Raw genomic sequence first — 15,295 nt, forward strand, 5'->3', positions numbered from 1 at the left:
ACAAAAATGGCTGAACTTCCCACCAAGGCACGCGTCGTCATCATCGGCGGCGGCGTATCCGGCTGCTCCGTCGCCTATCACCTTGCGAAACTCGGGTGGACAGACATCGTCCTGCTGGAACGAAAGCAACTGACCAGCGGCACGACATGGCATGCAGCCGGCCTGATCGGCCAGTTGCGCGCAACGGCCAACATGACGCGGCTGGCGAAATACACCGCCGAACTCTACGCCAAGCTGGAAGAGGAAACCGGCGTCGCCACCGGCATGCGCCAATGCGGCTCGATCTCCGTCGCGCTGACGCAGGACCGCAAGGAAGAACTCTATCGCGGCGCGTCGATGGCGCGGGCTTACGGCGTCGATATCGAGGAAATATCGCCGGCAGAAGTGAAGAGCCGCTACCCGCACCTCGAAGTCTCCGACGTGCAAGGCGCGGTCTTCATCCCCAAGGACGGCCAGGGCGACCCCGCCAACATCACGCTGGCATTGGCCAAGGGCGCGCGCCAGCGCGGCGCAAAGATATTCGAGCAGGCCAAGGTCACTAAAATCCACCAGCAGAAGGGCAAGGTCAGCGGCGTAACCGTCGTCATGAACGGCGAGATGCACACGATCGAGTGCGAGCACATCGTCAACTGCGCCGGCATGTGGGCGCGCGACCTCGGCGCGTCTGTCGGCGTACCGGTGCCGCTGCATGCCTGCGAGCATTTTTACATCGTCACCGAGGCCATTCCCAACCTTGGCCGGCTGCCCGTGCTGCGCGTGCCCGACGAATGCGCCTACTACAAGGAAGATGCCGGCAAAATCCTGCTCGGCGCGTTCGAGCCTGTCGCCAAGCCGTGGGGCATGCAGGGCATTTCAGAGGATTTCTGCTTCGACCAGTTGCCGGAAGACTTTAACCATTTCGAGCCGATCCTCGAAAAGGCGGTGAAGCGCATGCCGCTGCTGGCCGATGCCGGCATCCATACCTTCTTCAACGGTCCCGAAAGCTTTACGCCGGACGACCGCTATTATCTGGGTGAAGCGCCGCAACTCGGCAATTTCTGGGTGGCGTGCGGGTTCAATTCCATCGGCATCCAGTCCTCCGGCGGTTCGGGCATGGCGTTGGCGCAATGGATGCAAGACGGCGAGCCGCCCTTCGACCTGTGGGACGTGGACATACGGCGTGTGCAGCCATTCCAGGCGAACCGCTCCTATCTTTTCCAGCGCTCGAAAGAAACGCTCGGCCTGCTCTACGCCGACCATTTCCCCTACCGCCAGCCGGCCACCGCGCGCGGCGTACGCCGCTCACCCCTGCATGAACACCTGAAGGCGCGCGGCGCGGTCTTCGGCGAAACCGCAGGCTGGGAGCGCGCCAACTGGTTCGCAAAGGAAGGTCAGGAACGCGAATACCGCTATTCGTGGAAACGGCAGAACTGGTTCGACAACCAGCGCGAGGAACATCTGGCCGTGCGCAATAATGTCGGCCTGTTCGACATGACCTCCTTCGGCAAGATCAGGATCGAGGGGCGCGACGCGCTCGCCTTCCTGCAGCGCCTTTGCGCCAACGATCTCGATGTCGCACCCGGAAAGATCGTCTACACCCAGATGCTGAATGCGCGGGCCGGCATCGAAAGCGACCTGACCATTTCCCGCCTGTCGCCAACCGCCTTCTTCGCCGTCGTGCCCGGCGCGACGCTGCAGCGCGACCTTGCCTGGTTGCGCAAGCATGTGCGTGACGAATTCGTCGTCATCACCGAGGTGACGGCGTCCGAATCCGTGCTGTGCCTGATGGGGCCGCGCTCGCGCGAGCTGATCCAGAAGGTCAGCCCGAACGATTTTTCCAACGAGAACAACCCTTTCGGCACATTCCAGAATATCGAGATCGGCATGGGACTGGCCCGCGCCCACCGCGTCACTTATGTCGGTGAACTCGGCTGGGAACTCTATGTATCGACCGACCAGACAGCCCACGTCTTCGAGGCGCTGGAGGAAGCCGGGCGCGCCTTCGACCTGAAGCTCTGCGGCCTGCATACGCTGGATTCCTGCCGTATCGAAAAGGCGTTCCGCCATTTCGGACACGATATCACCGACGAGGACCACGTGCTGGAAGCCGGCCTCGGCTTTGCCGTAAAAACCGGCAAGGGCGACTTCATCGGCCGCGACGCCGTGCTGCGCAAGAAGGAAGCCGGCCTAGACCGGCGCATGGTGCAGTTCCGCCTGACCGACCCGGAACCGCTGCTGTTCCACAACGAGGCGCTGCTGCGCGACGGAAAGATCGTCGGCAGTGTCACGTCCGGCAATTACGGCCACCATCTCGGCGGTGCGATCGGCATGGCCTATGTGCCCTGCAAGGGCGAAAGCGAAGCCGATATTCTCGGCTCCAGCTACGAGATCGAAATCGCCGGCGAGCGTTTTGAGGCCGAAGCCTCGCTCAAGCCGATGTATGATCCCAAAAGCGAGCGGGTGCGGGCTTAGTTTTTTCGACTGCCGCCAGCATTTCGGGGAAGACCGGTCTTCAACGACCGGTCTTCCCGCGAATGCATGTCGCCCGAAAGTGGGAACCGGTTTCAGGGCAACGACATGCATCGAAACAAGTGCTTGAAGCGCACCGCATAAATCCATTCAGATGCGACGCGCTGTAGCGCCATTCTTCAAGGAACGGCTTTTCGTGGATCGAGTTTGATGCTTCCGCTCAGCAGTAAGCGCGCAACGAAAAAGGTACTGTTTCCAGTGCCTTCAGTTCATTGACAAAGGCATCTGTTCACCTGGCGTCATCCTCGGCCTTGCGCCGAGGATCTGCCGACACTCCCGTAAGGGCACGGAAAAGGCTCTACAACTTCACGAAAGCAAATCCTCGGCACAAGGCCGACGGGCATGGGTTCGCCAACGGTTTGTCAGCAGCCTGAAGGCACCGTTTCCGTGCCTTTTAGAAGAAAAATCATCCCAGTTTACAACGGCGCGTGACCACCTCTCAAAACGGAATTTCGTCGTCCAGATCCCGCGAGCCGCCACCGCCGCTCCTGCCGCCGCCACGATTGGAATTGTCGCTCGGACCTGACTGGCCGAAATCGGAGCCGCGGCTGCTGTCGCCACCCGAATAGCCACCGACCTGACCACCTTCGCCGCCCTGACCTCGCGAATCGAGCATCTGCAGCTCACCACGGAATTTCTGCAGCACCACTTCCGTCGAGTATCGCTCCACGCCGTCCTTTTCCCACTTGCGCGTCTGCAGGGCGCCCTCAAGGTACACTTTCATGCCCTTCTTCAGATACTGCTCGGCGACCTTGGCCAGATTGTCGTTGAAAATGACGACCTGGTGCCACTCGGTCTTTTCCTTGCGCTCACCGGAATTCTTGTCGCGCCAGCTTTCCGACGTCGCGATGCGCAGATTGACGACCGCGTCGCCGGAATTCAGCCGGCGAATCTCCGGGTCCGCGCCCAGATTTCCCACTAAAATGACCTTGTTGACGCTACCCGCCATAAACCTTCTCCGCGCTCATCCGAAACCAACTTCACCGCACCTTACAGGCTGGCGGATAACTGCGCCGCCCCTGACACTTCTTTTCCCACAAGGTTTTTGTTCTCTATATGTTCTATATCGACGCGCCTTTCATGTCAAGCTTGGGATCGGAATGCGTCCCGCCTAGCCGTTTCCGCGCTGGCCCTGTATGATCGCCAGATGTTCCAGAACCGCTTCTCCTTATATCTGGCCACCTTGGCCTGCGCTGCCGTCGCCGCCCCTCTGGCGTTTGCCGGAGGCGCGCCCCAAACCCCGGCAAAAAGCGCGCTTCCCGGCGTTGGTGGCGACTACAGCATCGTCAGACCCCTTCCTGCCGAACCGGATGGTCAAGACCGCAACGCCTCGCCCAACCAGTTCAAGATCGGCGATATGGACGTTCGAATAGGCGGCAGCATTACTGTGGATATCGGGGCCGGTTCGCTATCGTCCCCGCGTCATTAAGGCGCTTGCAACCGACCGGCGCAACACGCCGTCTTAAGCCGACAGCGTCCACGCACGGCAGCCCCATGCAAATCGGCCCCGCCGCTGCTTTCACAGAACGGCCGGGGCCTTTGTGACGTCTAGCCACTTTCGCCGGGAGGGTTTTACCGGCTTTGTAATTCGGATGCTTCGCGGCGTCAGCCGTCGATCCGACTGCAGTCTCTGATTTTCGGGGGTTCGGCAAATTGCACGAAGGCCAAGGAACGTCAGCCTGTCAGCAATATTTGCCGCGGCTCCGGCATCAGCGGAGCCTGTTGGGACTATCCGGTGGAGTCATGCCTCGCTCCTTCTGTCCGTTCAACACAGTCGCTAGAAGCACACATCCGCCAATCTGCGGCGCCTCGCAGAGGGCCCTTCTTCCCAGGCCACGCAACGGCAACATGCTTCCTTGACGCCCAGATCGTGCTCTCCTCTCCCGTTAGCGTCAACCCTTGAATGCCCGAAATGGAAAAAGTGATCGCAAGCGGAACTGAAAGGCGGGCTCCTGCCAGATTTGTCAGGAACCTGTTCAGTCTTTGTTCTTTATGCTTGCCCGCCGGCCCGAAAGACGCTTAAACGCGGGTGGCAAGTTCTGCGCCTCTCGACGCGGCGGCGAATATACCTACATGAGGGGATGGCGGCAGCCCGCCGATCCATGAATTCCAGACCTGAGGCGGCGACCGGCGATGGCCGACCATAAATATCTGTCCATTCGCGGGGCGCGCGAACACAATCTGAAGAACATCGACATCGACCTGCCGCGTGACTCTCTGATTGTCATGACCGGCGTGTCGGGGTCCGGCAAATCGTCGCTCGCTTTCGATACGATCTATGCGGAAGGCCAGCGGCGCTATGTCGAGAGCCTGTCTGCCTATGCGCGCCAGTTTCTGGAGATGATGCAGAAGCCGGATGTCGACCAGATCGACGGCCTGTCGCCCGCCATCTCCATCGAGCAGAAGACCACCTCGAAAAACCCGCGCTCGACGGTCGGCACCGTCACCGAAATCTACGACTACATGCGCCTGCTGTTCGCGCGCGTCGGCGTCCCCTATTCGCCGGCCACCGGCCTGCCGATCGAGAGCCAGACGGTTTCGCAGATGGTCGATCGCGTACTCGCGGTGGAGGAAGGCACGCGGCTGTTCATCCTCGCGCCCATCGTGCGCGGCCGCAAAGGCGAGTATCGCAAGGAGTTGCTGGAGCTTCAGAAGAAGGGCTTTCAGCGCGTCAAGGTCGACGGCGTCTTCTATGAAATCGCCGACGTGCCGGCGCTGGACAAGAAATACAAGCACGATCTCGACGTGGTGGTCGACCGCATCGTCGTGCGTGGCGATCTCGCGACGCGGCTGGCCGATTCCATCGAAACGGCGCTGAAATTGGCAGAGGGACTGTGTGTCGCGGAATTTGCCGACAAGCCGCTCGATGCCAGCCAGACCGGCGAGGATTCGGTCAACAAATCGAAGAACGAGACGCATGAGCGCATTCTGTTTTCCGAAAAATTCGCCTGCCCGGTATCCGGGTTCACCATCCCGGAGATCGAGCCGCGGCTGTTCTCCTTCAACAACCCATTCGGTGCCTGCCCGACCTGCGACGGTCTGGGTAGCCAGCGCGCCGTCGATGCGAACCTGATAGTGCCCGACGACAATGTCTCGCTGCGCGCCGGCGCCGTCAGTCCATGGGCGAAATCGACTTCGCCCTATTACGCGCAGACGCTGGAGGCGCTCGGCAAGGTCTATGGCTTCAAACTGGCCGACAAATTCAAGGACCTCGACGACGAGGCCAAGCACGCCGTCCTGCATGGCACCGGCGCGGTCGAGATTCCGTTCCAGTATGATGACGGCCTGCGTTCCTACAAGACGACCAAGACGTTCGAGGGTGTGATCCCCAACCTCGAACGGCGTTGGAAAGAAACCGAATCCGCCTGGATGCGCGAGGAGATCGAGCGCTTCATGGCGGCGACGCCCTGCCCCGCATGCAAGGGTTATCGCCTGAAGCCCGAGGCTTTGGCCGTGAAGATCGGCGGAAAGCACATCGGCGAGGTGACGGAACAGTCGATCCGCAATGCCAACCAGTGGTTTGCCGACCTGCCTGCCGCGCTCAACGACAAGCAGAACGAAATCGCGGTGCGCGTGCTCAAGGAAATCCGCGAACGGCTGCGCTTTTTGAACGATGTCGGCCTCGACTATCTGACCCTTGCCCGGAACTCCGGCACGCTTTCCGGTGGCGAGAGCCAGCGCATCCGGCTTGCCTCGCAGATCGGCTCCGGCCTGACCGGAGTGCTCTACGTGCTGGATGAACCGTCCATCGGCCTGCACCAGCGCGACAATGCCCGCCTGCTCGATACGCTGAAACATCTGCGCGATATCGGCAATACGGTGATCGTCGTCGAGCATGACGAGGACGCGATCCTGCACGCCGACTATGTCGTCGATATCGGCCCCGCCGCCGGCATCCATGGCGGCCGCATCATCGCCGAAGGCACGCCGCAGCAGGTCATGGCCAATCCCAATTCGATCACCGGCAAATATCTGTCGGGCGAACTGGAGGTGGCGACACCTGGCATACGGCGCGAGGCGAAAAAGAACCGGCGCATCAAGGTGGTCGGCGCGCGTGGCAACAATTTGAAAAATGTCACGGCCGAAATCCCGGTCGGAACCTTCACCGCCATCACTGGCGTTTCCGGCGGCGGCAAATCCACCTTTCTGATCGAAACCCTGTTCAAGGCGGCCTCGCGCCGCATCATGGGCTCGCGCGAACACCCGGCCGAGCATGACCGCATCGAGGGTCTCGAATTCCTCGACAAGGTCATCGATATCGACCAATCGCCCATCGGCCGCACCCCGCGCTCCAACCCGGCCACCTATACCGGCGCGTTCACGCCGATCCGCGACTGGTTCGCCGGCCTGCCGGAAGCCAAGGCGCGCGGCTATCAGCCCGGCCGCTTCTCGTTCAACGTCAAGGGCGGCCGCTGCGAGGCGTGCCAGGGCGACGGCGTCATCAAGATCGAGATGCACTTCCTGCCCGACGTCTACGTCACCTGCGACGTCTGCCACGGCAAGCGCTACAACCGCGAAACGCTGGACGTGTTGTTCAAAGGCAAGTCCATCGCCGACGTTCTCGACATGACGGTCGAGGAAGGCGTCGATTTCTTCGCCGCCGTTCCCGGCGTGCGCGACAAACTGGAAACGTTGAAGCAGGTCGGTCTCGGCTACATCAAGGTCGGCCAGCAGGCGACGACGCTGTCGGGCGGCGAGGCGCAGCGCATCAAACTGGCCAAGGAACTGTCGCGCAAGGCGACCGGCAAGACGCTCTACATCCTCGACGAGCCGACCACCGGCCTGCATTTCCACGATGTCGCCAAGCTCCTGGAGGTGCTGCACGAACTGGTCGACCAGGGCAACACGGTCGTCGTCATCGAGCATAATCTCGAGGTGATCAAAACCGCCGACTGGGTGCTCGATCTCGGCCCCGAAGGCGGCGACGGCGGCGGCGAACTGGTGGCGTCCGGCACGCCGGAAGACATCGTTCGCGAAAAACGCAGCTACACCGGCCACTTCCTCAAGGAGCTTTTGGAGAGAAGGCCGGGCAGCAAGAGAGAAGCGGCGGAGTGAGTGGGTCGCACAAAAGGAGCGGCAATAAACCCAGCATTTGCGCGTTCTGCGGGCGCGTTGCAGAACTGCAAGAAAGTCATGTTCTCCCGGCCTTCGTATATCGCTGGTTACGCAAGCGGTCTGGAACTGGGCACATTCGGGATACCGAGAATATTAACAGGCGCGTGCAGGATGGGCTGAAATTTCCGTGGCTATGTATTAGTTGCGAGGGCCGCTTTAGCCGCTATGAAACCGCGTTCGCGACGAAGGCGTTTCACCCATGGCTCGCAGGCAACCATCTGATCGCTTACGACGAATGGATGTTGAAGTTTTGTGTATCGGTATCATGGCGTGTCTTGAGGTTCGCCAGAGGAAGGAACAAGACAGCTTCCTACAGTTCGGAGCAGCATACGCTCATGGACCGCGCGGAGGCGCGCTGGCGTGAGTTTCTGACTGATAGCGTGCCGCACCCGGCTTCATTCGAGCAGCATCTTTTGATCTTCGACGAAGTCGAATCGACTAACATTCGTGATCTTCCCGCTAACACCAATCGTTTCCTCTTGGGAGGCGTTACGCTTGACGTCGTAGGCTCGGAACACACACTGATGACCTTTGCTAAAATGGGTCGATTTATGCTCTTCGGAATGATTCAGAAGGGCGAGACCACTTGGCTAGGCACCAAAATTCACGTCAGGCAAGGCTTGTTGAAACCGCAAACCGTTACTATTCCGGCAGGGCTTCTCGATCTCATTCGAGAGAAGGCTGCACTTTTCTCTGGGGCAATGGAAAAGATCTCTCCTGCCCAGCGCGCCAAAATTGACCAAAACGTTCGTAATAACCTCGATGCGTTCGCGGCATCCGAGCAATTCGCCTCTATTGTTGCCGACATGAGGATGTTTGGGAACGATGCTGTAGTCCAGAAGACCAACTTAGTTGCAAAAGAAGAATAGACACCAAGAGTGTATCAAGAGGCTTTGATGACCACATCGGGGAAAATCCGCGCAGGCATGGGCGGCTGGACGTTCGAGCCTTGGGATACTTCGTTCTACCCTGAAAAACTGGCCAAGACGAAACAGCTTCAATACGCCTCGCGCCAGGTGCCGACCATCGAGGTCAACGGCACCTACTATTCGAGTTTCAAGGAACCGACCTTCGTCAAATGGGCCAATGAATCGCCTGAAGGTTTTGTTTTTGCACTGAAAGGCAATCGTTTCGTCACTAACCGCCGCGTGCTCGGAGAGGCCGGCGAATCGATGACGCGGTTCCTGGAATCCGGCGTCGCGGCACTTGGCGAAAAGCTCGGGCCGATCCTGTGGCAATTCATGCCGACCAAAAAATTCGACCCGGATGATTTTGAGGCGTTCCTGAAACTTCTGCCGGAAAAGCAGGACGGCGTGAAATTGCGCCACGCGGTCGAGGTCCGCAATAACAGCTTCGTCGTACCGGAATTTGCAGCCCTTGCCCGCAAGCACAAGGTGGCGATCGTGTATGCCGACCACCACAAATATCCGGCGATCGCCGATATCACCGGCGATTTCGTCTATGCGCGGCTGCAAACCGGCAAGGACGACAAACCGGATTGTTATGAGCCGAAGCGGCTGGATGAATGGGCCGAGCGCGCAAAAACATGGGCGCAGGGCAAGGCACCCACCGACCTGCCGCGCGCCGATCCTTCCACGGATGCGCCGGTTCAGCCGCGCGACGTGTTCGTCTACTTCATCACGGAAGGCAAGGTGCGCGCGCCCTTCGGCGCGCAGGCACTGATGAAGCGGGCCGGATAGGCACGGCGCGAGCCAGAGTCGCCCGTCAATCCTTACGCCGAAGCCAATAGACTGGCATTGCCGCCGGCGGCGGTGGTGTCCACGCAGACGCCGCGCTCATGCGCGTAGGCGGCTGGATAAAACACCTCCGTGACCAGCGGCACGATCGGACCGCTGCGCTCGGCGATAAGCTTCCGCACCGTCCGCGTGGCCTCTGGCGTACCGGAAAAGGCAACCACGTCGACGCGCAGCGAGCGCGCCTCGACAGGGTCCAGGCGACCATCGATGGCGGCAAGCGGCAGGCCCTTGCCGGTCAGCGCTTGCAACGCGACCGCAGCACCCGGCGCGACCGCCAGCACGGCGTTGCCGGCAGCCAGCGCCTGGATCGTCTGGGCAAGCAGCGTGTTCGCGTCAGGCCCCATGCACAGCACCCGCCCGCGCGGCACCAGCGACAACGTGTTGGCCTCTCCGGTCGGCCCCGGCAAATCGACCTGACCGAAATCGATGCTTGCGGCGGCGGCAATTGCGGCAGCACCCTTGCCGCGCAAATGCTTGCGCAGAACCGCGATCCGGTCGTGCTGCGTCGCCCAACCGCCCAGTGCCGGATCGGGCAGATTGTCAGCCAGTTCCGTCGCCGTCACCTTGCGCCCTTCGGCAAGGTGCGTGCCGGCCTCCGCGCCCTTGCGGAAACGGCGCAGATAGTGCGGCCCGCCGGCCTTCGGTCCGGTGCCGGAAAGTCCCTCGCCGCCAAACGGCTGCGAGCCGACCACGGCGCCGATCTGGTTGCGATTGACATAGATGTTGCCGGCATGAATGCCGTCGACGAAATGCTGTACGCGCCCCTCGATACGCGTGTGCAGCCCGAAAGTCAGGCCATAACCTTTGCGGTTGATCGCCGAAATGACCGCATCGATCTTGTCGGCATCGAAACTCGCCACATGCAGCACGGGGCCGAACACCTCGCGCTCCATGTCCTCGATGCCTTCCACCCTGAATATCTGCGGCGCAACGAAACGGCCTTCGTCGGGGGATTTCAGGCCGGCAATCAGGCGGCCTTTCATGAACATCCTGTTGCAGTAGTCTTCGATCGTTTCCTTCGCTTCGTCATCGATGACCGGGCCGACATCGGTGGAAAGCTGCCACGGATCGCCGATTTTCAGCGCCTCCATCGCGCCTATCAGCATCTCCAGCACCTTCTTTTCCACGTCCTTCTGGACGTAGAGCACGCGCAGCGCCGAGCAGCGCTGGCCCGCACTCTGGAAGGACGAAGCCAGGATATCGCGCACCGCCTGTTCCGGCAGCGCGGTGGAATCGACGATCATGGCGTTCAGGCCGCCCGTCTCGGCAATCAACATGGCGTCGGGTGCCGCGGTCTCAGCGAGTTGCTTTTCGATCAGCTTTGCCACCTCGGTCGAACCGGTAAAGCAGACGCCTGCGATGCGCGGATCGGCCGCCAGCGGACCGCCAACGGTTGGGCCGTCTCCGGGAAGAAGCGGGAGGACGTCTTCCGGCACACCGGCCTCGTGCAGCAATTCCACGGCACGATAGGCGATCAGCGGCGTCTGCTCGGCCGGCTTGGCGATCACCGCATTGCCGGTAACAAGCGCCGCCGCAATCTGGCCGGTAAAAATGGCGAGCGGGAAATTCCATGGCGAGATGCAGGCGATCACGCCCCGCGCCGCCGTGCCCTGCTCCGAGTCGACCGCCTGCGTTGCATAATAGCGCAGGAAGTCGACCGCCTCGCGCAATTCGGAAACACCATCGGCCAGGCTTTTTCCCGCCTCGCGGGTAACAAGCGCGAAAAATTCGACGGCATTTGCCTCATAAAGATCGGCGGCACGCTCCAGAATGGCGCTGCGCTCGGCAACGGGGCGCTTCGCCCATGCCGGCTGCGCCTCTGCCGCGATCTGCGTTGCAGCGGAAACCTGCTCTGCGCTTGCCTCGATAACGCTGCCAACGGCCTCGCCGGGCTTCGCCGGATTGACGACCGTGCGCGCTTCGCCCGACCCCTGCGCCCGCGTAATCGGCTTTGCCTGCCAGATATGGGGAGCCGCAAAAGTGGCCCGTGCCTTGTCGATGGCAGCCAGCGTTTCGGTATCGGTCAGGTCCCAGCCCTTCGAATTGCGCCGGCCTTCACCGAAAATGTCGAGTGGTGCGGGAATATTGGGGTTTCTCGCCGGCCCCTGCTTTTCCACCATGGCGAATGGATCGCGGGCGATCTCCTTCGGCTCCACGTCCTCGTCGGTCAGTTGGTGGACGAAGGACGAATTGGCGCCGTTTTCCAGCAACCGGCGCACCAGATAGGCAAGCAGGTCGGAATGCGCGCCGACAGGCGCATAAATGCGGCAGCGCGACCCCTCCGCCTTGCGCACCGTTTCGTGCAGCGCCTCGCCCATGCCGTGCAGGCGCTGGAATTCGAACGAGGTGCGGTCCTTGGCCATGGACAAGATGGCGGCAACCGTATGCGCATTGTGGGTGGCGAACTGCGGATAGATGCAGTCGGTCATGCCGAGCAGCTTTTTTGCGCAGGAAATGTAGGAAACGTCGGTATTGTTCTTGCGCGTGAATACGGGATAGCCCTCAAGCCCCAGCACCTGTGCGCGCTTGACTTCGGTGTCCCAATACGCGCCCTTGACCAGCCGCACCATGATCGTGCGGTCCAGCTTTTTCGTCAGCGCATAGAGCCAGTCGATGACGAAGGCCGCGCGCGGACCATAGGCCTGCACGACGACGCCAAAGCCGTCCCATTCCGCCAGCCGCTCGTCGGCCAGCACACGCTCGATCACGTCCAGCGACAGATCGAGGCGGTCCGCTTCCTCGGCATCGATGTTGAGGCCCATGCGGGCATTGCGCGCGGCCAGCGCCAGCGACAACAGCCGTTCCGCCATCACCGGCAGCATCGTCTCCTTCTGCGCCACCTCGTAGCGCGGATGCAGCGCCGAAAGTTTTACCGAGATGCCGTGATTCTGGCGGATATCCGGGCCGTTGGAGCCCGAATCAAGCGCGGAAATGGCATCCGAGTAAGCCTTGAGATAGCGAAGCGCGTCAGATTCGGTGCGCGCCGCCTCGCCCAGCATGTCGAAGGAATAGAGATAGCCCTTTTGCGTCATCGAACGGCCGCGCTTCATGGCTTCGGCGATGGACCGGCCCAGCACGAACTGCTCGCCCATTTCGCGCATGGCCGCAGCGACCGCCTTGCGGATGACGGGTTCGCCGAGACGACGCATCATCGAGCGCAACGTGCGCTCGATACCGCCCTCGCCTTCCTCGAGCACCCGCCCGGTCAGCATCAGCGCCCAGGTCGAGGCGTTGACGAAAATGGAACTCGACCCGCCCGAATGCGCCGACCAGTCGTGCGGCGCTATCTTGTCGGCGATCAGATCGTCCATGGTCTCGGCGTCGGGCACCCGCAGCAGCGCTTCGGCCAGGCACATCAGCGCCACGCCCTCTTTGGTCGAAAGGCCGTAGGCCGACAGGAACACTTCCATGAGGCGCGGATCGGTAGAGCCGCGCACCGCCTCGACGAGTTTAACGGCGCGCCCGGAAATCGCCTTCCTGTCGTCGCCGGACAAGGCTGCCGCATCAACGAGCCGCTTCAGCGCTTCGTCTTCGTCAGGCAGTACATTGGCGCGGATTTGCTGCCGAATCGCGTCGAGTGCGGACATGGCGTTCCCATAGCTTCGCTGATGCGGTCCTGCGGCTGCCGGACCGAAAGCTGCACGCTACCACAGAGGACAAATCTCGTCGGTCCAAAGAAATCGACACGGCAGGCCAGGTAACCTAAGATATAGGCCTCTTAAAGATCGTTCGGACCGCCAGACACATGACAGAAGACCAATTGGACCGCATCGACCGGAACATCCTTGCCACGCTGGCGCGCGACGGACGGCTTTCCATGGCTGAATTGGCCGCACAAGTGGGCCTATCGAAAACGCCCGTGCAGGCTCGGGTAAGACGGCTGGAGAAAGAGGGCTATATTCGCGGGTACCAGGCTATTGTCGACCGGGAACGCATGGGTGAAGGTCATGTCGCCTTCGTGCAGGTGAAGCTCTCCGACACGCGTTCTGCGGCCCTCGATGCCTTCAACCGCGCTGTACGGACCGTCACCGAAATCGAACAGTGCCACATGATAGCATCGAGTTTCGACTATCTGCTGAAAGTGCGGACCACGGACATCGCAGCCTATCGGCGGGTGCTTGGCGAGCGCATTTCGGCCCTGCCCCATGTCGCGCAAACCTCGACCTTCGTGGCGATGGAGACGGTAAAGGACAAGTAGCGCTAGCCTACTGGAACTGGCTTGTCGCCGCTTCCCGCTAGCGATTGTCGGTAGAGTCTGTTTGATAACTCGCCCAGCCGAGGCATATGGCGTGATTTTCGAGAACCGGAGCGGAGCGTACTACAGTACGTGAGCACCGGAAGCGCAGAAAATTGCGCCAGATGCCCGGCTGGGTAGAGTTTCCAAACGGACTCTTAGAGCACGACGTTGAAGACGACCGTGTCCGTCCCGGCGGCTGCCGATATGGCAAACCGCAACTGCCACCAACCGCCGGTCGTGAACTTTACGCCGGCTATTCGATATTGCCCTTTGCCCAGATAGCCGGTCGTTTGCGGGCTGGTCGGCAGGCCGTGGATCTGCTTTGGCATTCCGCCGGAAACGTCGATCGCCGCATATTCGACCGGCGTTCCGGTTGCCGTTTTCAGGGTCAGCTTCCAGGAATGGAGCTGGCCTTGCCGGATCTTGCCGGGATCGGGGGAAAGCATCACCCTGAACAGCCCTCTCTCAGAAGCTTTCGAGAGAGAAAGGTCGGGGCCTGCCTGCTTGCCAGGCCCGGTCACGTAAACGGCAGCAAGGATAAGGCCCAGCGCCCCAGCCAGACCAAGCACTCCGAAAAAATAACGTCTTAATAACGAGTTCAACGCCGCTTCTTTCGCTTGAGTATCGGTCTGTCCAGCGTAACGTTCGCTGTCACTTGTCCAACCATTTCAACTGGTACGACGACTGGACGGCCAAACAATGGCCTGCCCCCAGTTCAGGCGCATCGGGATTCCGGGAGCAAAGTCCATGGCACGAACCGGCATTGCCGCGATAGGCGAATGCATGATCGAGCTTTCCAGCAGCGGTGACGCTGGTTGGAAGATGGGATTTGCAGGCGACACTTTCAACACGCTCTGGGCGCTCGCCGCTTTGAACAAGGACCGGCAGGCAACTTACGTCTCGGCATTTGGCGACGATCCTTTCTCGCGCGACCAGATCGGCTTCTTCGCCAGCAATGGCATCGGCATCGGCGACAGCCCTAGGATCGCCGATGCGCGGCCCGGCCTCTATGCCATTACACTGACGGGCGCAGAACGCTCCTTCACCTATTGGCGTGGCGATGCAGCGGCAAAGCAGCTTGCATCGGATCCAAGCGCACTGGCGAAAAGCCTTGAAGATCAATCTCTTATCTATTTTTCCGGAATCACTTTGGCAATTCTGGACACAGATGCGCGCAAAGTCCTGCTGGCCGCGATCGGTAACGCACGCGCCGAGGGATCGCTTGTCGCCTTCGACCCCAACTACCGGCCAAGGCTGTGGCATAGCGTTGAGGCGGCGCAGGCAGCAATTCTGGAAGCCTTGGCCGTTACCGATATTGCATTGCCGACGTTCCCCGACGAGCACATGCTGTTCGGTGATGCTAACCCTGCCGAAACGGCCGCTCGGCTCGGCCGTTCTGTCGGCGAAATTGTCGTCAAGGACGGTGAAAACCCGGCGCTGGTCGTCGCGCAAGGCCAGGCCGAAACCGTGCCTGCGACCCATGTTGCCGCACTGGTGGATACGACCGGCGCCGGCGATTCCTTCAACGGCGGTTATCTGGCAGCCCGGCTTGCCGGCCATGCCCCGGCTGAGTCGGCCCGACGCGCGCACCGCGTCGCCGCTGCCGTAGTGCAGTTGCGCGGCGCGCTTGCGCCCTTCGAGGTTCTAAGGGCCGCCTTTGCCGGATAATCGGAATCGC

10 protein-coding genes are annotated in these 15,295 nt (G+C 61.1%); 7 read left to right on the forward strand and 3 right to left on the reverse strand.

All coding sequences use genetic code 11. The features are described from left to right. The first annotated feature begins 6 nt into the window (after positions 1-6). Complete coding sequence (locus ACX3P1_RS05030; protein WP_459078454.1) at positions 7-2,451, forward strand: GcvT family protein; 2,445 nt, start codon at positions 7-9, stop codon at positions 2,449-2,451. A 496-nt stretch (positions 2,452-2,947) separates the two neighbouring features. On the opposite strand, the gene ssb is transcribed toward ACX3P1_RS05030, so the two are convergent. Beyond that, entirely contained in the window at positions 2,948-3,457 is a 510-nt protein-coding gene (ssb, locus tag ACX3P1_RS05035; RefSeq protein WP_459078455.1) for a single-stranded DNA-binding protein, read from the reverse strand. Between the two features lie 198 nt (positions 3,458-3,655). On the opposite strand from ssb, the gene ACX3P1_RS05040 reads away from it, so the two are divergent. The 4 genes from ACX3P1_RS05040 (at position 3,656) to ACX3P1_RS05055 (ending at position 9,323) form a co-directional block, all read left to right on the forward strand. Further along, on the forward strand, positions 3,656-3,937 hold the full coding sequence (locus tag ACX3P1_RS05040) for a hypothetical protein (RefSeq protein WP_459078456.1): 282 nt from the start codon (positions 3,656-3,658) through the stop codon (positions 3,935-3,937). Between the two features lie 704 nt (positions 3,938-4,641). Next, the gene (gene uvrA / locus ACX3P1_RS05045) at positions 4,642-7,563 is read left to right on the forward strand and encodes an excinuclease ABC subunit UvrA (protein WP_459078457.1); all 2,922 of its coding nucleotides are present in this window, start codon (positions 4,642-4,644) and stop codon (positions 7,561-7,563) included. Between the two features lie 395 nt (positions 7,564-7,958). After that, positions 7,959-8,492, forward strand: a complete 534-nt coding sequence (locus ACX3P1_RS05050; protein ID WP_459078458.1) for a hypothetical protein — start codon at positions 7,959-7,961, stop codon at positions 8,490-8,492. Between the two features lie 27 nt (positions 8,493-8,519). After that, positions 8,520-9,323, forward strand: a complete 804-nt coding sequence (locus ACX3P1_RS05055) for a DUF72 domain-containing protein (protein ID WP_459078459.1) — start codon at positions 8,520-8,522, stop codon at positions 9,321-9,323. A gap of 32 nt (positions 9,324-9,355) precedes the next feature. Here ACX3P1_RS05055 and putA read toward each other — a convergent pair whose 3' ends face one another. After that, positions 9,356-12,967: a bifunctional proline dehydrogenase/L-glutamate gamma-semialdehyde dehydrogenase PutA gene (putA, locus tag ACX3P1_RS05060; protein WP_459078460.1), complete on the reverse strand. Its 3,612-nt coding sequence runs from the start codon at positions 12,965-12,967 to the stop codon at positions 9,356-9,358. Positions 12,968-13,125: 158 nt separating this feature from the next. Between putA and ACX3P1_RS05065 the strand changes: the two genes are divergently transcribed. Then, a complete protein-coding gene (locus tag ACX3P1_RS05065; protein WP_459078461.1) occupies positions 13,126-13,578 on the forward strand; it encodes an Lrp/AsnC ligand binding domain-containing protein in 453 nt (150 codons plus the stop codon). A gap of 194 nt (positions 13,579-13,772) precedes the next feature. Here ACX3P1_RS05065 and ACX3P1_RS05070 read toward each other — a convergent pair whose 3' ends face one another. Further along, complete coding sequence (locus tag ACX3P1_RS05070) at positions 13,773-14,063, reverse strand: FixH family protein (protein WP_459078564.1); 291 nt, start codon at positions 14,061-14,063, stop codon at positions 13,773-13,775. 301 nt (positions 14,064-14,364) lie between these two features. Between ACX3P1_RS05070 and ACX3P1_RS05075 the strand changes: the two genes are divergently transcribed. Next, complete coding sequence (locus ACX3P1_RS05075; protein ID WP_459078462.1) at positions 14,365-15,285, forward strand: sugar kinase; 921 nt, start codon at positions 14,365-14,367, stop codon at positions 15,283-15,285. The last annotated feature ends 10 nt before the right edge of the window (positions 15,286-15,295 follow it).

This window comes from Mesorhizobium sp. A623, assembly GCF_054489405.1.